Annotated in this window: 20 protein-coding genes and 1 riboswitch; of the genes, 9 read left to right on the plus strand and 11 right to left on the minus strand. The window is 48.7% G+C overall.

Annotated features, from left to right (window positions below):
• The first annotated feature begins 2 nt into the window (after positions 1-2).
• Positions 3-1,154, plus strand: a complete 1,152-nt coding sequence (locus NO352_RS18640; RefSeq protein ID WP_289356443.1) for an ABC transporter permease — start codon at positions 3-5, stop codon at positions 1,152-1,154.
• A gap of 84 nt (positions 1,155-1,238) precedes the next feature.
• On the opposite strand, the gene NO352_RS18645 is transcribed toward NO352_RS18640, so the two are convergent.
• Entirely contained in the window at positions 1,239-2,525 is a 1,287-nt protein-coding gene (locus NO352_RS18645; protein ID WP_289356444.1) for a Gfo/Idh/MocA family protein, read from the minus strand.
• 315 nt (positions 2,526-2,840) lie between these two features.
• Positions 2,841-3,031: riboswitch (Lysine riboswitch) on the plus strand.
• Between the two features lie 111 nt (positions 3,032-3,142).
• Between NO352_RS18645 and NO352_RS18650 the strand changes: the two genes are divergently transcribed.
• Positions 3,143-4,591 (plus strand): amino acid permease, encoded by a 1,449-nt coding sequence (locus tag NO352_RS18650; RefSeq protein WP_289356445.1) that lies wholly within the window; start codon positions 3,143-3,145, stop codon positions 4,589-4,591.
• A 109-nt stretch (positions 4,592-4,700) separates the two neighbouring features.
• On the opposite strand, the gene NO352_RS18655 is transcribed toward NO352_RS18650, so the two are convergent.
• The 4 genes from NO352_RS18655 to NO352_RS18670 all read right to left on the minus strand — a co-directional run bounded on the left by NO352_RS18655 (position 4,701) and on the right by NO352_RS18670 (position 8,987).
• Positions 4,701-5,903 carry a transglutaminase domain-containing protein gene (locus tag NO352_RS18655; RefSeq protein ID WP_289356446.1) on the minus strand — a complete coding sequence of 401 codons (1,203 nt, stop codon included), beginning with the start codon at positions 5,901-5,903 and terminating at the stop codon, positions 4,701-4,703.
• 351 nt (positions 5,904-6,254) lie between these two features.
• On the minus strand, positions 6,255-7,163 hold the full coding sequence (locus NO352_RS18660; RefSeq protein ID WP_268622005.1) for an alpha/beta hydrolase: 909 nt from the start codon (positions 7,161-7,163) through the stop codon (positions 6,255-6,257).
• Between the two features lie 103 nt (positions 7,164-7,266).
• Positions 7,267-7,965, minus strand: coding sequence for a bifunctional 4-hydroxy-2-oxoglutarate aldolase/2-dehydro-3-deoxy-phosphogluconate aldolase (locus tag NO352_RS18665; RefSeq protein ID WP_289356447.1), 699 nt, complete (start codon positions 7,963-7,965; stop codon positions 7,267-7,269).
• Positions 7,966-8,012: 47 nt separating this feature from the next.
• A complete protein-coding gene (locus NO352_RS18670; RefSeq protein WP_289356472.1) occupies positions 8,013-8,987 on the minus strand; it encodes an ROK family protein in 975 nt (324 codons plus the stop codon).
• 279 nt (positions 8,988-9,266) lie between these two features.
• On the opposite strand from NO352_RS18670, the gene NO352_RS18675 reads away from it, so the two are divergent.
• A complete protein-coding gene (locus NO352_RS18675) occupies positions 9,267-9,476 on the plus strand; it encodes a hypothetical protein (protein ID WP_005544086.1) in 210 nt (69 codons plus the stop codon).
• Between the two features lie 117 nt (positions 9,477-9,593).
• Here NO352_RS18675 and NO352_RS18680 read toward each other — a convergent pair whose 3' ends face one another.
• The 3 genes from NO352_RS18680 to NO352_RS18690 all read right to left on the minus strand — a co-directional run bounded on the left by NO352_RS18680 (position 9,594) and on the right by NO352_RS18690 (position 13,696).
• Positions 9,594-10,298 carry a YkyA family protein gene (locus NO352_RS18680; protein ID WP_005544088.1) on the minus strand — a complete coding sequence of 235 codons (705 nt, stop codon included), beginning with the start codon at positions 10,296-10,298 and terminating at the stop codon, positions 9,594-9,596.
• Positions 10,299-10,321: 23 nt separating this feature from the next.
• Entirely contained in the window at positions 10,322-11,173 is an 852-nt protein-coding gene (locus NO352_RS18685; RefSeq protein ID WP_268622001.1) for a polysaccharide deacetylase family protein, read from the minus strand.
• A 369-nt stretch (positions 11,174-11,542) separates the two neighbouring features.
• A complete protein-coding gene (locus NO352_RS18690; RefSeq protein WP_268621999.1) occupies positions 11,543-13,696 on the minus strand; it encodes a DNA topoisomerase III in 2,154 nt (717 codons plus the stop codon).
• A 142-nt stretch (positions 13,697-13,838) separates the two neighbouring features.
• On the opposite strand from NO352_RS18690, the gene NO352_RS18695 reads away from it, so the two are divergent.
• From NO352_RS18695 to serS, 5 genes are all read left to right on the plus strand, one after another.
• Complete coding sequence (locus NO352_RS18695) at positions 13,839-14,561, plus strand: TraX family protein (protein ID WP_289356448.1); 723 nt, start codon at positions 13,839-13,841, stop codon at positions 14,559-14,561.
• Positions 14,562-14,625: 64 nt separating this feature from the next.
• The gene (locus NO352_RS18700; RefSeq protein ID WP_289356449.1) at positions 14,626-15,348 is read left to right on the plus strand and encodes a TraX family protein; all 723 of its coding nucleotides are present in this window, start codon (positions 14,626-14,628) and stop codon (positions 15,346-15,348) included.
• Between the two features lie 334 nt (positions 15,349-15,682).
• Positions 15,683-16,162 (plus strand): glutathione peroxidase, encoded by a 480-nt coding sequence (locus NO352_RS18705; protein WP_289356451.1) that lies wholly within the window; start codon positions 15,683-15,685, stop codon positions 16,160-16,162.
• 24 nt (positions 16,163-16,186) lie between these two features.
• Positions 16,187-16,666, plus strand: a complete 480-nt coding sequence (locus tag NO352_RS18710) for a MarR family winged helix-turn-helix transcriptional regulator (RefSeq protein ID WP_289356452.1) — start codon at positions 16,187-16,189, stop codon at positions 16,664-16,666.
• 329 nt (positions 16,667-16,995) lie between these two features.
• Positions 16,996-18,279 carry a serine--tRNA ligase gene (gene serS, locus NO352_RS18715; RefSeq protein WP_289356453.1) on the plus strand — a complete coding sequence of 428 codons (1,284 nt, stop codon included), beginning with the start codon at positions 16,996-16,998 and terminating at the stop codon, positions 18,277-18,279.
• A gap of 66 nt (positions 18,280-18,345) precedes the next feature.
• On the opposite strand, the gene NO352_RS18720 is transcribed toward serS, so the two are convergent.
• Both NO352_RS18720 and NO352_RS18725 read right to left on the minus strand, forming a co-directional pair.
• The gene (locus NO352_RS18720) at positions 18,346-18,864 is read right to left on the minus strand and encodes a VanZ family protein (protein ID WP_005544098.1); all 519 of its coding nucleotides are present in this window, start codon (positions 18,862-18,864) and stop codon (positions 18,346-18,348) included.
• A gap of 13 nt (positions 18,865-18,877) precedes the next feature.
• Positions 18,878-19,843, minus strand: coding sequence for a copper amine oxidase N-terminal domain-containing protein (locus NO352_RS18725; RefSeq protein WP_289356454.1), 966 nt, complete (start codon positions 19,841-19,843; stop codon positions 18,878-18,880).
• A 222-nt stretch (positions 19,844-20,065) separates the two neighbouring features.
• On the opposite strand from NO352_RS18725, the gene maa reads away from it, so the two are divergent.
• On the plus strand, positions 20,066-20,632 hold the full coding sequence (gene maa / locus NO352_RS18730; RefSeq protein ID WP_289356455.1) for a maltose O-acetyltransferase: 567 nt from the start codon (positions 20,066-20,068) through the stop codon (positions 20,630-20,632).
• A 64-nt stretch (positions 20,633-20,696) separates the two neighbouring features.
• Here maa and NO352_RS18735 read toward each other — a convergent pair whose 3' ends face one another.
• Complete coding sequence (locus tag NO352_RS18735) at positions 20,697-21,656, minus strand: MraY family glycosyltransferase (RefSeq protein ID WP_005544101.1); 960 nt, start codon at positions 21,654-21,656, stop codon at positions 20,697-20,699.
• Positions 21,657-21,722: the final 66 nt, after the last annotated feature.

Raw genomic sequence — 21,722 nt, forward strand, 5'->3', positions numbered from 1 at the left:
GAATGATTACCAGCTTTACTCGCAAGGAGATTCAATTGCTGTTTAAGGAAAAGGGGACATTTTTCTGGCTGATTCTGATGCCGATTATCTTTATTGTTGTGTTTGCTTCTGTTTTCGGGAATATGGGGAATTCCAGCATCACGTTAAATTATGTCGATCAGGATCAGTCCCCCGCTTCGAAAGCGATTGTAGCATCGTTAGCCAAGGTGCAAGGTTTTCAACTGAAGGAAGATACAGAACGCACGATTGATCAGCAAATCGCGAGCATCCGTGACGGTAGGCAATCTTCACTGCTTCTAATTCCGCAAGGCTTCGAAGCAAGCATGAAATCGGGCAAGACTCTAGCTGAATTGACGCTTTATCGCGATGAGAATGACAACACATCAACAGCTCCTATTAAGGCTCTGCTTGGGCGAATCGTCGATGAGCAGCGTCAGGCGAGCGCTGCGGAGCAGCTTGCAGGCAAAGGAATTACGGGCGAGGAAATGAAGCAAATCTTTACTCCCCCAATGACCGTTAAGGAGCAAATGGAGAATGTTGTTCCCGTAGATATGATTAGTCAAGTGGTTCCTGGTTATACCGTTATGTTCGTATTCTTCATTATTATCTCAATGGTGCGCCGCTTCATACGCGATAAAGAAAGCGGAATGACGGCGCGTTTGTGCAGTACACCCATGAAACCTTTGACTTATTTAGTCGGCATGTGGGTCCCTTATATTATCGTCGTACTCTTCCAAAGCGCGGTGCTGCTGTCGTTCGGGCATTTTGTATACGGCATGCGGCTTGGTGATGTGCTGGCAGTTGGGCTTATCATTGCGGCGCTTGGTATCTGTGTAACTGGCCTCGGCCTTCTGATTTCCCTTATCGCAAAGGGAGAGAATCAAGGCCTTGCTATGACACAATTAATCGCGCTTGGCGGAGCCATGATCGGCGGACTCTGGTTCCCGCATGAGATGATGCCGAAGTTCATGCAAACGATCGGCCACATGCTCCCTCAATATTGGGCGCAGGATGCACTGAAGCGCATTATCTCGCATGGTGCTCATGTACCGGACGTATGGCTGAATGCTATCATCCTGCTCGGTATCGGAATTATCGCACTCGCACTCGCTTGGGCGCGTTACCCTCGCTTCATGAAGCAATCGATCGGTTAGTCAAGGTCGAAATACGAGACAATCCTGAAATAGAAAAAGCTCTCCGCGATTAATACGGAGAGCTTCTGACTTTCGTATATGGAATTAGTTTATTGCAGGCTCCGCCTCGCCAGCCAATTGCTCGCGGACGAACTCTTCAATCGAAATGGTACGCTTCTCCAGGCGCGCCTTTTCCGCAGCGAAGGACATCATATGGCTTTGTACCGAAATGTCTGCCGATGTGCGCCCCTGAATTGCACCTCCTGCTTGTACCAGCTTTAGGAAGTCCTTCACAAGGCCTTGGTCGCCGCCGCCGTGGCCTACATGTCCGCCTGGCGCTTGCAGACTGAGCAGTTCTCTGAAACCATTTTTAAAATGGATAATTTCAATTTCGTTCTTTTCCATATGAGCGCGAATTTCACCAGTCGTTCCCATCAACTTCAACGTGCGGCCAGAGTCATACGTGAAGGCCGTCATCGTGAATACCGCGGTTACCTCATTCGCGAATTCCATATTCACCACTTGATGGTCTACCACATCATTGTTGCAATGGTAGACGCAGCGGCCGTACGGGCCTTCCTTTAAGGCCTGCAGGCGGGATTCATAACTCATATCATCTGCAATTACTGATGTTGGCCAGCCGATATCATCTGTCAAATACCACTTTGGCGCATAATACGGGCACTCATCAGCCACAGCACATCCATCCAGACAGCGTTTCGTTGCGCCTTCTGGAGCCTCTTCCGAACGAAAGTGAGACAAGGCACCGAAGGAGGATACATGGGTACATTCAGCACCAGCCAGCCACAGCAGGATGTCCATATCATGACAAGACTTCTGCAGGATCATCGGTGAGGACTCTGCGGAATTGCTCCAATTCCCGCGGACGAAACTGTGCGCCTGATGCCAGTACGCCACATTTTCATTATGCTGAATGGACATAAGGCGGCCGATTCTTCCTTCCTCCAGCAGCTGCTTTAGCGTGGAGAAGAAGTTCGTATAACGCAGTACGTGACAGATAGAGAAAACGAGGCCTCTCTTCTTCGCTTCTTGTCCCATCTTAATACATTCTATTGGCTCAGGAGACATTGGCTTTTCCAGCATAACATGATAGCCTGCGCCCAATGCTGCCATAGTAGGCTCATAATGCATCTTATCCTGTGTGCAAATAAATACAGCGTCAGCAAGCTTTGGCTGCGAGAACAGCTCTTCCCACGAAGAAAATTGGCGTTCTGCCGGAATACCGTGCTTATCTGCAATGCGCTGACGACGAGCTGGACTCGGATCCGCCACAGCGACAACTACCATTTCAGTTGAGCGGCCAATTGCGTAATCGGTATAGATTTCACCACGTTGACCTGCCCCTAGCAATGCTACAGTAACCTTCTTCATTTCCTATGCCTCCCTACAGTGTCTGTCGATGGTTAATACGGAAGTTTCCCAACTCGCTTTCTCTTTGCATCCATCTTATACCATGTGCGAAACCGCTTGCAAGGAGTAAAATTCCTTTTTTAAATATATTTTTGGATATTTCAGCTCAAATGTTTGATTTCATACACAACTCTCTCTCTACTTGCACTTATACTTTCTGCCTATTTCTACTTTTTAACATTGAACTTACAACCTAGTTTCTTTATACTTAGCGAATATAGGCAACAATGATGGCTATGCCATCTTCATAGTGCAACAAATCCTCATCCTATTCCACGATGAGGTAGAGGTTGCGGTTGTTAAGAGTACATTCGCGGAGGCAGGAAGAGCCGATGATTCGAATGAAAAGGAACTACCGCCGAAGTTCGCGTTATCCGCTTCCGGTACGCGTGCTGGGGTCGCTGTCTAATAGGCACGGCACTGTCATATGAAGATTACCCGTCTACGTATGATGCGCTATCTTTAAGGAAGGGTATGATGGGGACGGTCAGACCGTTTGAACGTATACGCTTCAGCGGTTTTTTTATGTTCTCCGCTCCTTTCCGGCAATACTAAGATTTAGAACAGGAGTGAGTGACTTGAGTCAGCAACAGAAAGAGCAAGGGCTTCGCAGAAGCCTGAAAACACGCCACCTCACCATGATTGCGCTCGGCGGCTCAATCGGTACTGGTTTATTTCTTGCCAGCGGCGGAGCTATAGCGCAAGCAGGTCCCGGAGGTGCGCTGCTCGCATATGCAGCAGTCGGCATCATGGTATATTTCTTAATGACGAGCCTTGGCGAACTTGCAACATACATGCCGGATTCCGGCTCATTCAGCACATACGCCTCACGATTCGTCGACCCAGCCTTCGGCTTCGCGCTCGGCTGGAACTTCTGGTTCAACTGGGCGATTACAATCGCCTCTGAATTAGTCGCAGCTACATTGATCATTAAATACTGGTTCCCGAACAGCAACTCCTTCCTATGGAGCTTCCTGTTCTTAAGCATCATCTTTCTGTTAAATTATATCTCTGTTAAAGGATACGGAGAGTCTGAATATTGGTTCGCCATTATTAAAATAACGACAGTTGTTATCTTCCTAATTACAGGCGTATTGATGATATTCGGCATCATTGGCGGAGAACGCATCGGATTCGAGAACTTCCATATCGGCGACGCACCGTTCCATGGCGGATTCTTTACGATTCTTGGCGTATTTATGGCTGCCGGATACTCCTTCCAAGGAACCGAGCTTGTCGGTGTTGCCGCAGGCGAAAGTGAGAACCCAAGCGAGAGTGTGCCCCGTGCCATTCGGCAAGTATTCTGGCGCATTTTGCTATTCTATATCCTGGCGATCTTTATTATCGCAATGATTATTCCATATACTCATCCAAGCTTGCTGTCCAGTGAAGTAAACAACATCAATGCGAGCCCATTTACGCTCGTATTCGAGAAGGCCGGTTTCGCATTCGCCGCTTCGGTTATGAATGCAGTTATCTTGTCCTCTGTGCTGTCTGCGGGCAACTCTGGCATGTATGCATCAACGCGCGTGCTCTGGGTACTTGCGAAGGAAGGCAAAGCGCCTAAGTTCCTGGGCAAGCTGAATAAGCGCGGTGTACCTGTCAATGCCTTGATTATGACGAGTATTATCGGTATGATGGCGTTTCTAGCCAGTTTCTTCGGAGATGGAATTGTCTACACATGGCTGTTAAATGCATCTGGCATGTGTGGATTCATCGCTTGGCTCGGTATTGCGGTCAGTCATTATCGATTCCGTCGGGCCTTCAACAAGCAAGGCCATGATTTGAAGGAACTGCCTTATCGTGCCCGCTTCTTCCCGTTCGGACCGATCTTTGCCTTCTTACTATGTATGTTCGTCGTACTGGGTCAGAACTACCAAGCCTTCCTCGGGGAAGCAATCGATTGGAAAGGGCTGATAATGACCTACATTGGTCTGCCGCTCTTCTTGATCGTATGGTTCGGCTATAAGTGGAAGAATCGTACAAAGGTGATCCCGCTTCAAGACTGCAAGTTTGATCACAAATAATTTACATTGCATAGAATAAGGCCCTGCTTCACGCGTTAGTCACGTGTGAACAGGGCCTTTTATTATTCTACATCAAACAATCTTTACCTCGGCTGCGACTCCACCCTTCTTATTTCTGGAGCTCAATATCAACAAGAAGGTCGTCACTGTTATTCAACACAGATACTCTATATTCGAACGGTGTAGATAACCCTAGCTTGTCCATCATATCATGCAGATCAGCGCGAAGCTGAAGCTCGCTGCCTGTATAACGAACCTGGAACTGTTCCCGCCTCACCTTCTGTGCAGACTGATAGCGTTCCACAAGGTCACTTACATTCTTGACCTCCCGTTCTGGAAGCAGCACGTCCGGACTCCAGCCGCGTTCCAGCTCTTTAACAAAGGAACGCATGCCTTGATCTGTCCCTTGGTGCATTTGCTCAAGCGCTCGCTCATATGGGACATCAGCCTTCGGAAGCTCCGCACTTTCGTTCCAATCGTGATCGGTTCTCATTTCCGCATCTGTACGCATATAGTACGTGTAGCGCACCAGCTTCCCGCGATCCGGGAGTGGGTCATCCCATGTTGCATCCACATGATACCACTGCCCATCCAGTTCAATCAGGTTCCATGCATGCAGCAGCCCGCCTGCCTTGCCTTCGACGATCTTGGAAGGAATATTAGCCTCTTCAAGCATAGCCTGCATAAGCAGTGCATATCCTTGACATACAGTTGAACCCTCGGTTAACGCCTCATAGGCGGTGAATTTCGTCATACTTTCATCATAGGCAACGTGACTGACAATATAATCATGAATCACTTTTACTTTTACATGTGGGGATTGTCCCGCATTCGTAATTCGGCTCACAATTTCTTTCGCTTGCTGCCTTACATATTGTGACTGCTCGTACGTTTCGCGATAGTCTACATACACATTGACTACAGCGGAATCTGTGCTGCCCTTCCATTGATAAGAGTATCTGCTGACATTGTACCGAATGAACGGATCCGAATATAGGGCAGCCGATAAAGATTGACCGGCCATTTCGGTTAACGACTTCGTGTCACCTTCATATCGGAACGAGATTACCGTTTCTCTTCGTGTAAATTGCTCGCTTAGCCATCGGCTCATTTCTGCTTGACTATGTAAGGCAATCATCGAGGAGCGAGCCTCAACCGTGGGCCATAAGGCAAAGCCGACCACTATTCCTAGCAAAACACTTCCGAGCATAAGCAGCCGGAAGATAGAGAACTTTGGGAATCGAATCCATTTCCTCACTTGGCCCCGCCTTTGCCGCTCCAAGCGGGATGGAACCTCTGAATCAATGTACATGCCTTCACCACCTTCGCATCAGCGGAACAGATCCGCCTTTGTGTGCTAGGTAGCGTAACATAGTGCTATCGCAAATACTGTCTAGTTATAGCACTCTAGAAGCGAGTGAGAATTCGCTGCCTTTCTGTTGTGCTCGACAAGCTGCGGCAGCAAGAGCCGGGAATTGCATCGTATTGCGGAAAATCATAGCGATGAAGACATGAGGAATATGACGAGAGGTAGCGAACAGATGGAGCATTTGCCTATAAAAAAATTAAAAAAGTTACATAGAATCTGTTAAAAGTGAAAAACGAAGAAGCCCACTCTGCGCCAAGAAGCAACTTGGATGACAAAGATGGGCTTATGAGCTTGCTAACTTTCGTTTATTTTCAATTGGCGCTTGAAGAACGGGATTACTTCCGTCCAAAAACGCGGATCCGTCTCCGAGCAGCTATGTCCGTTCGTATCGACAATCAGATGCGGCTGCTTATAGGGCAAGCGCTCAATGAGCTGCTCCAATTCCGTTGGAGGGATGAATCCATCCTGCCGTGAATGAATCATGTAGACAGGAGTATCCCCTTGCGTGCGCTCATAGTGTGCCGCTAATAGTTGTGCGACATCCAATCTGTCATAAACGGAAACCGGAATGCGAGAACGATACAGCCAAATACGCGGAATGACCACTGCAAGCGGGAATGCTGGCAGCTTGCGCCGACGAAGCTCAGCCTCCACTAAAGATAATGGACGGGATGGCATGGAATCCGTTACAATCGCCTGTACATTCAGTCCTTCCTCCAGCGCCAAAACAGCACCGAATCCCCCTAAAGAGTGCCCGAGAACTGCAATTCGCTCTGGGTCTGCATCTGGCCGTTGGCGCACGTATCGAACCGCAGCCAGCAAATCATCACGAAACAACAGCGCCGAAGGAGCCTTTACAGTTCCACTCTCTCCATGGCTGGTCACATCATATACCAATACATTGAAACCCGCATCTGCCAGCGGGTCAGCGTACCTCATGACACGCGCTCGATTCGATCCCCACCCGTGAGAAATGACGATAACCGGAGCTCGCTTCGCAGGTGTATTCCCTTTGCCCCAGATGAACCAGCCTTGCAGTGTCGCAGTCCCTTGGAACACTACTCGATCAAAGGGACGATCCGGTTCCTTCTGAATGGGAATCGGGCGCGGGGACTGGCTCTTCACAGCGAGCATCCAGGCACCGCTTGCCGCACTTCCAGCAAGAACAAGTGAACCTACTCCATATGTCCACAGCATTGTCATACATGATTCACCTCTCTTTACACACCATACCCACAGAACCGGCTGGATGTAAACTGTATGTATATCATTAACGTATTCCTATAATCTCACACCCGATCATTCTCTATCGCTCTCTGGTTGACGGTAAATGAGAGCAGGGGAGCTTGCGCACCATATCAACAAATTGACTTGCATTTACAGCCAGCGCTTCGTAATTGCCCGACAAGATATCATCCTTCGGAAGAAGCTTGGAGCCCAATCCGAATGCAGAAGCACCAGCGGCACCATATGAAGCTAACGTATGCATATCAATTCCGCCTGTTGCAATAATCGGAATGTGCCCAAGAGGACCGCGAACCTCCCGAACATATTCTGGACCAAGTGATCCTAGCGGGAACAGCTTGACTGCCTTCGCACCTGCCTTCCATGCGCGCACGATCTCCGTTGGTGTCAATACCCCGGGCCATACATCGACGCCTCGTTCCGCCGCATATGCGATTACTTCCTCGTCTAAGTTCGGAGAGATCAGAAACTGTGCCCCGCACGTCAGGGCTTCACGAGCAGAGGCAATATCAATAACAGTGCCTGCACCGATATAAGCCCGCCCTGCAAATCGTTCGCGCCAATGGGAAATGATTTCCGCAGCATCTGCTGTATTCATCGTTACTTCCATAAAGCGAATGCCGCCTTCCACAAGTGCCTCTGCGGCCATATTGGCCTGTTCGGCCGTAAACCCACGAAAAATCGCGATAATACGCTCTTGAAGCATCCCCTCAGTGATATCCGTACCAGAGAAGAAATCTTGGACATCCCGTACTGTCATCTGATCTACCTCCTTCTGCTTATTTTTCGTTTTGATTTACCATACATTTATAACGACACGTGACCAAGCTTCTCTGCACGACTCTTAGCAAATGCCGCACTGCCAATCACACCGCCGTCATCAATCAGTTCGCCCTGGCGAATCGTCAACCGTTCTAAATATCCATGATACACATACTGTTTTAGCGTATCCCGCAACGGCTTCAAAATTCGTTCGCCTGCAAGTGCACCACCGCCGCCGATTACGATTACGTCCGGACTGAGCAGGGAAATGGAATACGCCAATCCTTTTCCTAGCACCTGTCCGGTATAATTCATAATCTCGATCGCGAGCTTGTCGCCTTCATCGTACGCTTGCGAGACATGAGCTGCTGTCAATTCACCGCGCTCATAAGGAGTACGCAGCATGCTCTCGCGACCCTGCTCAAGTGCTTCCTTCGCTTGACGAGCAATACCTGTAGCAGATACGACGGTCTCCAAACATCCCGTCAAGCCGCAGCCGCACGGCGTAGTCTCGCCATCAATGGCCACGTGTCCCAATTCACCCGCCATGAACCCGCTTCCATAGTGCAGTTCGCCATGAACAACCGTCGCTGCAGCGAGTCCTGTACCGATGGTGACACCATGAACAATCCCTGCACCTCGCCCCGCACCGCTCATCGCTTCTCCGAATATATACATTCGGACGTCATTATCAATAAAGACTGGCACCCCTACCTTTGCGCCAAGCCGACCAGAAACATCCACATTGTTCCACTTCAAATTCGATGCAAAAATACTTACGCCTCGCTCTGGATCAATAAAGCCCGGAATTCCTGCTCCTACCGCTACGAGAAGACTGCGATCCACCCCAGCCTTAACGAACAATTCATCGACCATCTCAGACATTTTGCTCAGGACATGCTCTACACCAAGGTCTGCTTCAGTTGGACGCTTCACCTTGGTTACCAGCTCATACTGCTCATTGACCAATCCACATACAATGTTCGTTCCGCCCAGATCAATCCCAACCATATACTGCATCATCGATCGCTCTCCTCGCCTTCCTATTCTTTCTGTTTGTCAGTACCCACATCGTACAATCCTCGCTTTGACCCTGTCAATGATTGCCTGCACTCTTTTAGCCGTCATGAATTCGCCTTAATTTCGCCTTAATATTGGAAATGAAATAACAGACGAACAGCCGTGAAAACGCTATAATAGATACTGTGATATGTATCACACGCCAAGAAAAAGGATAATTTCAGAGCCAGAAGATACCTGTCCTGTTTAGAGTCAACGTTTATGAAGAGGTGTATATCCATGACGTATGTAGATATTAGTTCGATCTCGCCACAATTATTCGTTACGATTTTATTTTTCCTGCTCATCGTTTGTCCGCTGCTTAGTCTCGGCGTAGTGCGTTTATTCCAGCAACGTATAAAGGTAGGGATAACGTATATTGCATCCGCTATTATCTCTTACGTTATCTTTTTACTTGTGGCCGATTTCGTACATCGAACATGGAGCTAGCAGGCAGGAACTCATTCCACATACGAAGCCTCCTGCTATCTCGCATAAAAAAGACCGTTTTGAAGCAGTTCATCTGCCTCGAAACGGTCTTTTTTCTAATTATGATTTTCATGAATCCTATGAATTCGACTCCGTCTTGGCACCTTCACCATCTGTCTTCTCTGTGCCAGTTACGTGCATGCCCGCCTGCTTGTAAAACTCTGACTTCTTCACATTGAATGAATTCGTATATTCGTTAAACTTAATTTTCAACTGTTCGACTGCACGATAGGCCTCATTGCGTTCAGAGACAGCTTTCGTAATAGTCTTCAGCTTTGTATCCTTTTGCTTCAACTCGTTGTACAGCGCCTGCTCTTGCTGAATCCATTTGCCGTACTTTTCATACATGGAAGTGAACGTTTCGTAGCGCTTCACATAAGCGTCGTACGCTTCTGTTGCCTGCTTCTTCAAGCCCTCTTCCTTCAGGTTGCTGATTGCGCCGTCAAGCTCGCCCATTTTCTTACGAGCGTCATCAAGCGTATTTTTCAGTTGTTCCATTGCCTGCGTACGCTCTTCGAGCGCCTTGCTCGAATTGTCGATCAGCGTCTGTACATTGCGATTGTCCTGCTTGCCTTGAGACAAGATATTATCGTATTGCTTGCTGTCCTTCGCTTCCAGTGTGCTCAGCGTCTTCACTGCTTCTGCAACGTTCGCTTCCGCAGCAGATGCCTTCTCGAAACCTTCAAATATTTGTGTCGTCGGTGCAGCGCCGCATCCAGTCAAGCCAATAAGCAGAACGGATGCCAGCGCGGCAACGGCGGTTAGCTTTTTCCAACTTGCCAATGTGTTAACCTCCTATCCCCGTGCTACAATCGTTTGTCGTGATGAAAATTGCATACGAAATGCGCATTCGGGTCGTACACTTCGAACTCGTAACCTTTGCTTTGAATGTAATCAATAATAGCTGGCAATGCATCCAAGGTCTGCTGGCGATCATGCAGCAAAATAACCTCTACATCTTCGGTCAAGCCCGCCTTAACTTGCTCCAGCACTCGATTCGGTTGTCCGATATATTTCCAATCCCAAGAGTCGAGTGTCCAGTCCCACATTTTAAAGCCCGCATCTGCAATATCCTTACGGAATGACTCGCCAATTTGCGGTGCGCTCCCGTATGGAGCACGGATCAATGTCGGCTTGTAGCCCGTTAACTCGTCTACAATGCCCTGCGCCTCCTTGAACTCGTCAATGAAGTTTTTGGAGCCGCCACTCTTATACAGCTTAGCGTAATCATGCGTCATGCTGTGCAGACCTGGATAATGGCCTTCCTTCACCATGCGCTTCACCGCATCCGGGTATTGTCTCATGTTATCGCCCAGCATAAAATAAGTAGCTTTAATATTATGCTGCTTCAATAAGTCCATCATATCATTGGAATATTTGCTCGGCCCATCATCGAACGTCAAATAGGCAACCTTGCGAGTTAAGCCGTTGTACTCCTTCGGTGATTCTTTCTCTTGTGCTGCTGTTCCAAAAGGAACGACTTCTGTCACAATCAACTCGCTTCCAGATGCTGTATCTGTTCCGAGCAGGCTCTTAGCTCCAGCGTATATGCCGACGCCAATGGCGACAAGAAGCATGAGCAATACGGTGCGTCCAATTAACTTTTTGCGTTTCTTACGGCGACGGTTGCCGGCCGACACCATCCCTCGATCCATCATTATCCTTATCCACTTCCTTCTAGCGACTTGTTTCGACAACTACTATAATATAAATCTAGCATTAGGGCATTACAGAAACATTACAACTCTATTGATTTTATCAAAAAATAGATACAATGTTGTTACCATCTCAAGAAAATGGTTACAATTACATGAAAAATATGACAAAAAAAGCCCTCTGTCCACCTTTTCCACAGTACAGAGGGCCTATTAAAACTAGAAAAAGCATATGCTCAATAGGTCATATGACCCTGTTAGCCAGCTTTGTTCTACTTGTAATGATTTTGTCATCACCGATGAACGTTACATGATCGCTGTCGTGTTCATTTCATTTTCTGCTGTACAATTTGACGCGTATTTTCGTTCGTTTTACTGTTTATCCTGCTTCTCCATCGCTGCCTTCAGCAAGTCGCCCAAGCTGTTGCCAATTGATTCCTGCTTCTCGTATTTCTTGAGCAAATTTCGTGTTTCATGCTTGCGTGCCTTGCCTCCGCCCTCTTCCAGCTTTTCGGTTATGTTGCAAGCGAGACACTGCACATACTTGCCTGCCTTGCCAATCTTAAATTCCATTTTCTTATGGCATTGCGGGCAGCGGCGATTTGAGAGCTGCTTCTCATCAGAACGCTTGTATTCACAAGACTTGCTGGAGCAAATAAGACGCGTGCCGCGCTTCGACTTCCGCTCCATTAGGCGTGAACCACATTCCGGACAATGGCGATTCGTCAAATTATGCGGCTTGTATTCCGCGCTGCTCGTCTTCACTTCTTTTACCAGTTGCTCGGTCATCTCCCGTATCTGATTCATGAACGTTGAAGTGCGCGCTTCGCCCCGTGCGATACGCTCCAATTCCTGCTCCCAGCGAGCGGTAAGCTCTGGAGATCTCAACTGATCCGAAGTAAGGCGAATTAACTGCTCCCCCTTGCCTGTCGGTTGAAGCGATGCGCCTTGGCGCTCAATGGTATCAGAAGATACAAGTTTCTCAATAATATCCGCGCGTGTGGCTGGCGTGCCGAGTCCATGCTTCTCCATCTGCGTCAGCAACGTAGCTTCTGTGTAGCGGGCTGGCGGCTTCGTGCGATCTCTGCGCGTTATTACTCGCTTCACTGCCAGCTTATCGCCATTCGTTAAGCTCGGCAGGCGTTGTTCCTTATTCCAAGCCGACTGATGATCCTCCTCCTGATCCTCATTTGAGGATGTATCATCCCAGTCCCCTTCATAGGCTTGACGCCAGCCGATGTCAAGCATCGTGCGTCCCTTCGCATAGAGTCTCTCACCGCCAAGCTCAATTGTAACCGCAACCTGCTCATACTTCGCTGGCGGCAGGAATAAGGCGATATAGCGCCGCGCAATCAAATCGTACAGCTTGCGTTCATCTGTAGACAACGCCGACAGTCGCAGCGGCTCATCGGTTGGAATGATGGCATGGTGATCTGTAACCTTGCTGTCATCCACGATGCGCTTCGTAACAGACAGATTGCGACTCCCGCGCAGGAGCAACTTCGCAGCTGCTGCATAAGGCCCCACAGCCATCGCGCTCAGTCGCTCTTTAAGAGTACCGACCATATCCGAGGACAAGTAGCGGCTGTCTGTGCGCGGATAAGTGACAAGCTTATGCTGTTCATATAGACGCTGCAACACATTCGATGTTTGCTTGGCTGAGAATCCATAACGGCGGTTTGCATCCCGCTGCAGCTCAGTAAGATCATATGCGAGCGGATGCGGTTCATTCTTCGTGGACTTCTTCAAATCCGCCACAACAGCTTGCCGACCGTTCTGCAGCTTGGCAGCGATGGCTTGGGCTGCTTGTTCATTGAAAATGCGTCCGTCTCCGTTGGCCCCACGCCATACTGCTTCGAACCCGCCGCAATCCGCGTGTATCGTGTCGTACTCCTCGGATTGGAAGTTCTTGATCTCCTGCTCCCGCGACATCATCATCGCAAGTGTCGGCGTCTGCACACGTCCCGCAGACAGTGGAGTTTCGAACTTGCAGGTTAAGGCGCGAGTTACATTCAAGCCGATAAGCCAATCCGCCTCTGCTCGACAGCGCGCAGATTCATACAGGCGATCGAATTGATTGCCTGGCTTCAGTTGGCGGAAGCCTTCCTTGATTGCCTTATCCGTCTGCGACGATATCCATAGGCGGCGGAACGGCTTGTTCCACTTCACCATTTCCATGACCCAGCGTGCCAACAGCTCTCCCTCACGCGCCGCATCTGTTGCAACGATGAGATCCTTAATATCCTGACGCTTGCACAACTGCTGTACGACCTTGAATTGATGTGATGACTCGCGCAGCACCTTCAGCTTCATCTTCTGCGGAATCATTGGCAAGTCTTCCAGATTCCAAGTCTGATACTTCTTGTCATAGTCTTCTGGCTCCGCCAATCCGACCAAATGGCCTAATGCCCATGTTACGACATAGTCAGGCCCTTCAAAATATTGTTTATGAGACGTGCGGCATCCAAGTACACGGGCGATCTCGCGACCAACCGATGGCTTTTCCGCAAGTACGAGTGATTTCATACATCCATTCCTTCCCTTCATTCTGCTGCTCCTATTATAGCATGACCTTCAACGCCTTTTGGCTTCTGATATGATAAGGGTATAATCGTATTGGATTCCGACTATCGCAAGGTATTTATAGGGAAAGGGGAAGCTGCGCCTCATGTCGTTCAACGCCTTCCAACTGAAGCTGCTGGCAGCCGCGCTCATGACACTGGATCATATACAGGCATACTTCCCAGACTCCGTCCCGCTCGCCTTTCACTGGCTTGGGCGGCTGTCCGCGCCAATCTTTTTCTTTCTACTCATTGAAGGGTATGCATTCACTCGTAATCGAAGACGTTACTTGCTGCGTCTGGCTGCAGGCGCTGCCGTGATGGCTGCCGGAAGCACGCTGCTCCTCTATTTGCTTCCTGGGGGATCGATCCCAAACAATATCTTTCTATCCATGCTTGGGGCGTTATTATTACTGACAACCTATGATTGGGCACTGCGTACTGAATCGGGTGTGGCAGGATGGGTGCTGTGTTGTGCTGTAGCATCCTTAATGATTGTTGTAGTAGAATTCAGCTGGCTGTCCGTTTCGATGGCACTTGTATTCTACCTGTTCCGGGGACGAGGGCGCGCAATGGCTGTCGCTTTTATCATCTCTTCCCTAGCACTCACTATCGGAATGGATTTGTTCGCTTACCGAGAACCGGCATTGTGGAGCTTAGCGTACGATTGGCGGATCAACGCTCAGTGGATGATGATTTTTGCTATTATTCCGATCAGTTTCTACAATCAACAACGTGGGTATCAATCCATATGGGGAAAATACGGCTTCTACCTGTACTATCCGCTTCATATCTGGATATTGTATGCAAGCAGTACGGCATGGGAATAGAAGGACGGTTTTGTTTTTATCCCTTCCAACAACATAAGAACCAACAGAATTTGGAGGATGTAATGTGCGTTTGGATCGTTTTCAACTAAAGCTGCTCGGCATGACGCTTATGGTGCTTGACCATATGAACCAGTTCCTGCCGGGTATGCCCATATGGTTCGGGTGGCTCGGTCGGATCGTCGCTCCAATCTTTTTCTACTTTATCGTAGAGGGCTTCTACCACACCCGGAGCCGCGTCAAATATATGCTTCGCCTATTTACGTGGGCAGTCATTACCAAGCTTGGCAGCACATTGCTTCAGCTCGCATTGCCTAGTGAGACTGTCAGCGTCATGAATAATATTTTTTTGTCCCTATTAATGGGACTATTGCTCTTAACTGCAATCGAATGGACGAAGAAAACACGCTACTACGCCCTTGGAACTCTATACATCATCCTCGCCGTAATCGGCGGGACATTTACAGAGGCGTCCATACTCGGCGTCGCGATGACGCTGATTTTCTATCTTTTCCGTGAACGTAGGAGTCTAATGGCGATCGCATATGTAATTGTAATGCTGCTGATTGCCGTAGGTCTCGGCTCTCTCGGCATTCCGCCCGATGAAGTCTTCTCCTATGACAATTTATTTGTCCTGAACTATCAGTGGATGATGATATTCGCCATAATCCCGATTCTGCTATATGACGGAGAACGCGGGTATCATGCCAAGTGGTCCAAGTATATGTTCTACGTATTTTATCCGGTACATATTTGGATTCTATATACCATTGGCGTTCTAGTTCGATAATGAGCGGCGCAGTGCTGTCTCTTCCATGGTTGTGCAACCAGCAGAAGGGATGGCCCTTTTTCTTTTTCCGAACCCCTGAGCTTCACAGAGGTAGGCAAATAGCATTGATTCTCAGAGCATACGCATGAATTCCTCTGTTGTATAGAGATAATATAGATGTCATACCACGCCATAACACCCCATTTAAATTGTGTACAATTTAATTTTATAAAATAAAATTGCACAAATGATTATTCCATGATATAACGATTACAGCACTATATTTGATAAACAACCGAAACGTTTCATTGATTTACGATATTGCAATTTTTTATAAATAAAGGAGCGAATTGATATGACCACGGTATACGATTATTTCGTCAAAAAACCGAACGGAGATGAAGCGTCGCTGTCGAGCTACGAAGGACAGGTGCTCGTAATCGTTAACACAGCCAGCAAATGCGGCTTCACCCCTCAATTTACTGAGCTGCAGCAATTGTATGACCAATATAAGGAGCAGGGCTTGGTCGTTCTCGGCTTCCCATGCGACCAGTTTGGCAATCAAGAGTTTGGAGATATGAAGGAAACAATGGAATTTTGCCAAGTAAACTATGGCGTTACCTTCCCGATGTTCGCCAAGGTTGATGTGAAGGGCGATCATGCAGAGCCATTGTTCCAGCATTTGGTGTCCGAGAAGAAGGGCCTTCTTGGCAGCACCGATATTAAGTGGAACTTCACGAAGTTCCTCATCGATCGCACAGGGGCCGTCGTGAAGCGTTACGCTCCGCAAACCTCCCCTTCCAAGCTGAAAGAAGATATCGAAGCCTTATTGTAAGGTACAGCAGGAGATGAGAACATCATGACATCAAAGCAGAACAACACGATACAGCCAGACGACCTACTCAAGCTGGACAATCAGCTCTGCTTCGCCATCTATACAGCATCTAAGGAAATTACGAAGCTGTATCGGCCTATGCTGGAGAAGCTGCAACTGACCTATCCCCAATACATTACCTTGCTTGCACTATGGGAAACGGACAATCTCACCGTGAAGGAGCTTGGTCAACGACTATCTCTCGATTCCGGTACGCTAACACCAATGCTGAAGCGAATGGAGCAGCAGCAACTCATTGAGCGTAAGCGCGGCGCACAGGATGAGCGGCAAGTTTTTATTACCCTTACGCCAAAAGGGCGCGAATTGAAGTCAACTGCCAGCTGTATCCCAGCAGAGCTGGTCAATAAAGCTTCTTCCGCACATATTCCCGTGGATAGTCTGATGCGCAGCATTCAAGAGCTGACCGCTCATTTGCGCCGACTCCATGATGCAGCAACGGAGTAAAACAAACGAATGATGCATTGACTTTCAGGGAAAAAGCTATATAATGATATCAACAATTCAGATACGGAAATTTGCCAATGAAGAGCATCCAACTCGGAGGCGTTCTCGTCAAGGCGTCGGCTTGCCCGATGTGCCCTAAGTGAACCGGCACCGCCCGTTACCGCGGAACCAAGAGGATCTTCAACCTGCTTCCTGTAAGCTACCGCTTATTTGCAGCACTGATGATCAAGTTGGGTGGCACCGCGAGCTAGCGCTCCTCGTCCCAATCGGATGAGGAGCGCTATTTGTATTTTCTACTAACAGGAATCGCGGTAAAGGAGACGGTGACTATGCTAGACATGAAATGGATTCGCAATTATCCAGACGAGGTGCAGTTGGCAGCTCAGCAAAAAGGCATCCCCTTCGAAGTAAAGGAACTGCTCACTTGTGATCAGATTCGGCGAAATTTGCTGCAGGAGACAGAAGCCCTGCGCCAGGAGCGCAACACAATTACGTCCCGTATAGCTGCTGCCATACGGGACGGTGAACGACAAAGTGAAGCGGAAGCATGGAAGGAACAAGTTCGCCAGTGCAATGACAAACTTGCGCAGCACGAAGCGAAGCTGGCAGAAACCGAACAAGAATACAGCCGCCTGCAGCTTCTTGTGCCAAACATCACTTCGCCAGATACTCCGATCGGAATTTCGGATGAGGATAATGTGGAAGTGCGGCAGATAGGCGAGCTGCCCAACTTCGATTATCCCCTGCTTGATCATGTCGAGCTTGGCGAACGATTAGGCATTATGGATATTCGTCGTGGGGTTAAGGTGGCAGGATCCCGAGGCTATTATTTAAAAAATGCCGGGCTTCTGCTGCATCGTGCGGTACAGCAGCTTGCACTTGATCTGCTCATGGATCACGGATTCACCATTATGGATGTGCCGCTCATGGTTCGTCAGGACGCGCTGATTGGTACCGGCTTCTTCCCGCTTGGCGAGGATCAATGCTATGCCATGCCGGAAGATGGTCTGTGGCTCGTGGGCACTTCAGAAGTTAGCCTCGTCTCGTACTGCAGCAATGAAATCGTAGATGTCACCGAACCGATCCGCATGGCTGGCGTATCCGCCTGCTTCCGGCGCGAAGTAGGCTCTGCAGGCCGTGATGTCCGCGGCTTGTACCGTGTCCATCAATTTGCCAAGGTGGAGCAAGTTATCATCGCCCCGAATGATGCCGTACTGTCGAATCAGCTTTTGGAGGAAATGGTGGGCTATTCGGAAGCAATTTTGCAAGCGCTGGAGCTTCCCTATCGTGTCATGGCAGTATGTACGGGAGACATGTCGCAAAAGACATATAAACAGTACGATATCGAGACGTGGATGCCATCCCGCCACCAATTCGGTGAAACGCATTCCGCGTCAAACTTGCTTGACTTCCAAGCCCGCCGCTGCAATATTCGCTACCGTGATGAAGCGGGACAGCTTCAATATTGCCATACGCTTAACAATACAGCGGTAGCCAGCCCGCGAATTCTCATCCCGCTGCTGGAGAATCACCAACAGCCGGATGGGACTGTCCGTATTCCACGGGCACTGCAGCCTTACATGCGCGGCATGGAAGTCATTAAGCCGCAATAAATAAACAATAAGGCCGCCGGAGAACATATCTCCAGCGGCCTTACTAACGTATCCTTGCCTATAACATTACGGGAAATGCAGCCCTCTACCCTTATTCTTGCGGCGGCTGAACCTTCCCACAATGAGGAATAACAGCACAACAAGCACAACTCCAATCGAGTCTACTGCGACATCAATCGCGTGTCCAGTTCGATTCGGCACGAAGCTCTGATGCCACTCATCCGATGCTGCATAGGCAACAGAGATGACAGCGCCGGCAGCAATGGCCATCCATCGTTCCCATCTCAAGGCAAGCAGCGCACGAATCACCAGAAATGTCAATAGCGCATATTCAGCTACATGCGCTCCCTTGCGAATAAAAAACTCTACAAAATCATAGGGCTGCTTCCAAGTCACCAAGCCCCCATCATACGTAAATTCAATAGACGGAAGCCAATGCTCAAGCATAGATAGCGGCAGCCACGCAGCGAGCGTAGGTCGCAAATCCTGCTCTCCATACGACTGTGAAGACTTATAAAAGATAAAAGCCATCCAGGCCAACGTGGCGAGCAGCCACCACACAAACCGTTTATTTCGTACCTTCATGATTGCTCCTTCCTTACTTTCGATCCTCCTGAGGTGGGCGTGCATCCGTCCGCTTCTCTCCTCGAATAGATATCACTGCGTCCGCATTCGAGCGCAGCTTCAGCATCACGTCGAACTTGCCAAGCTCGGTCGTACGACCTTGCGCATCCATTTTACCATACGTTACGAAGTTCTCCACCGGGAAGGAATGACGGAAGTATACCATAGATGTGCCAAAGTCAGGTTTGCTGCCGATTTCTTCAAACAGCTTGTCCGCGCTTGTTCCCGTTCTTCCCTGCCATACGACCTCAGCCAATCCGTCCTCTGTGATCGCTACAACACTGGTAACATCCTTAATATGATAGCGGTAGCGAAGCGCCTCCCCTTCCGGGAACACGATGGTCGCCTCGAAGCCTTCCGACCGCGGCTTAATTTCTCGGTTCGGATAGACAAACGGGAGACGGAGCGCTTCCTGTCGAGCTGCCTCTAATTCACCCGTCCGTATGATCTCGTCACGCTTCACCCGTTCCGGCGTGCGGATGATCGCAGCCTTCTTCTTCGCATCCCATTTGACCTTGCCGCCTAGCGCTTCACTAATAAAACGCAGCGGCACATACGTATGGCCCTCTATAATCCGAACAGGCGCGTCCAATGCTACCTTTTTTCCATTTACCCATGCGCTGGGCTGCTCTGCAATGAGTTTAATCGTACGTGATTTATCAGCAGAATATACCCATACCGTTTTAGTAGCTGCATCCCATTTGTAGGTAACGTCCTGCTTGCCTTTACTGCCATCTTGATTGAAATAGCTATAATCATCAAATGCAAACAGCGGAACGACAATATGCTGCTGATCCCACTTCCACTCCGAAATATCGTATCCATTGAAGTAAACCTTCGCCTGCTGCATAGCGGATGGCACTGCTTGTTCGGCCTGTGCTGGCATCGAGAACCCCGCCCATACCAACATACTCATCATGATAAGCAGCCACTTTTTCATATTCGTCCCGCTCCTTTCACAATCATGTCCTTTCATAGGGATTCTATTTATTTAGACATATCCCTGCTTGTAAAAGTTTCAAATTTCGACGGATATCGCATCGTTTTCCCTATTTACCACAGAAATAGAGATGTCCCCTTCCCTTGCAAATGCAGATGCCTCCATCGATAATAACGGTATTACCCCCTACTCGACAAAGGGATTGGAGAGGAGTTATTCGCAATGACCATACGCACTGAGAAAGAGAAAATGATAGCAGGCGACATGTATATGGCCGCAGATGAAGAACTCGTTAAGGATCGTGAATTTGCAAGGCGCCTTACCCGCATGTTTAACCAAACGTTAGAAACGAATTACAGCGAACGGACAGAAATACTACAGAAGTTGTTCGGTTCAGTAGGCGAAGGCGTGTACATTGAACCAACCTTCCGCTGTGATTATGGCTATAATATTTATCTTGGCAAAGGGGTCTATGCCAACTTCGACTGTGTGATGCTGGACGTATGCGAGATTCATATTGGAGACAACTGCTTCCTCGCTCCAGGCGTTCATATCTACACAGCCACTCACCCTTTGAACCCAATGGAGCGCATCTCCGGCCTTGAATTTGGGAAGCCGGTTACGATTGGTGATCGCGTATGGATTGGCGGTCGTGCGATCATCAACCCGGGTGTCACCATCGGCAGCAATGTTGTCGTGGCTTCCGGAGCCGTTGTCACCAAAGATGTTCCAGACAACGTAGTCGTAGCGGGAAATCCTGCACGAATTATTAAGCATATCGAAGTATAGCCGAACAACACGAAAAAAAGCCTTTCCTGAACGGAAAGGCTTTCTGTGTCATGCATCAATTCTCTTATACCTGCAACAGCGTCAGAATAATAGACGTTAAACCAAAGCACAGATTAACCAAGCAGAGCACTGCCACAACCTGCTTCTGATTCAGACCTCCTGCCAGCAGCCGGTAATGCGCTTGTGTCGCATCCGCCTTATATACAGGCTGGCCATTCAGCATCCGGCGAATAACAACGAATACGTTATCCAGAATCGGTACACCTAAGGCCAATATCGGAATGAACAAGGACAATACAGTGGCCTGCTTAAATGCGCCATCCAAAGCGATAACGCCGAGAATAAAGCCAAGGAATGTCGCGCCTGCGTCGCCCATAAATACTTTTGCCGGCGGCTTGTTGAATCGCAGATAGCCGATAGAAGCTCCGACGAGAATAATCGCCATCATCGCAGATACACTCTGACCTTGAGCCAGGGCGACTGCAAACAAGGTTCCGCCCGATATCGCAGTTAATCCTCCTGCCAAACCATCCATCCCATCTGAGAAATTGATGACGGTAGTGACACCGAAGATCCACATGACAGTCAAGATGCATTGGAGCCATGCAGGCAGGCTTACAAATTCATGCGTGAATGGATTCGTAAAGCCTTCGAAGGTGATCCCGGATAAATACACGATTACGGCAGCGCATATTTGCACGAGCAGCTTCGGCAATGCCGGAAACTCTTTGCCGTGCGTCTTGTACCAGTCATCGATTGTTCCGATAGCGAGAATCAGCAACCCACCACATATGATGGCAATTGATTCGATCGCAGAATTTCGAACAAAAATCACATAAGAAACGATGAATGCAACAAAAATGGCGATGCTCGCCGTAAGCGGGATCGGCTCCCGATGAATTTTACGCTCATTGTCCGGCATGGGCTTGTCAACAAAATCAATCCGGAACGCAAGCTTGCGCAGCGGAGGTATCAAAAACATCACGATACATGAAGAGATCAGAAAAGCTAAAAAATAATACATACTTTCCTCCTGTAATCATGCGTTATAAAGACAAAAAACGTAATAATGATAGGGCATACATTGCAA

Source organism: Paenibacillus sp. S-12, from assembly GCF_030363895.1.
Taxonomy (GTDB): domain Bacteria; phylum Bacillota; class Bacilli; order Paenibacillales; family Paenibacillaceae; genus Paenibacillus_B; species Paenibacillus_B alvei.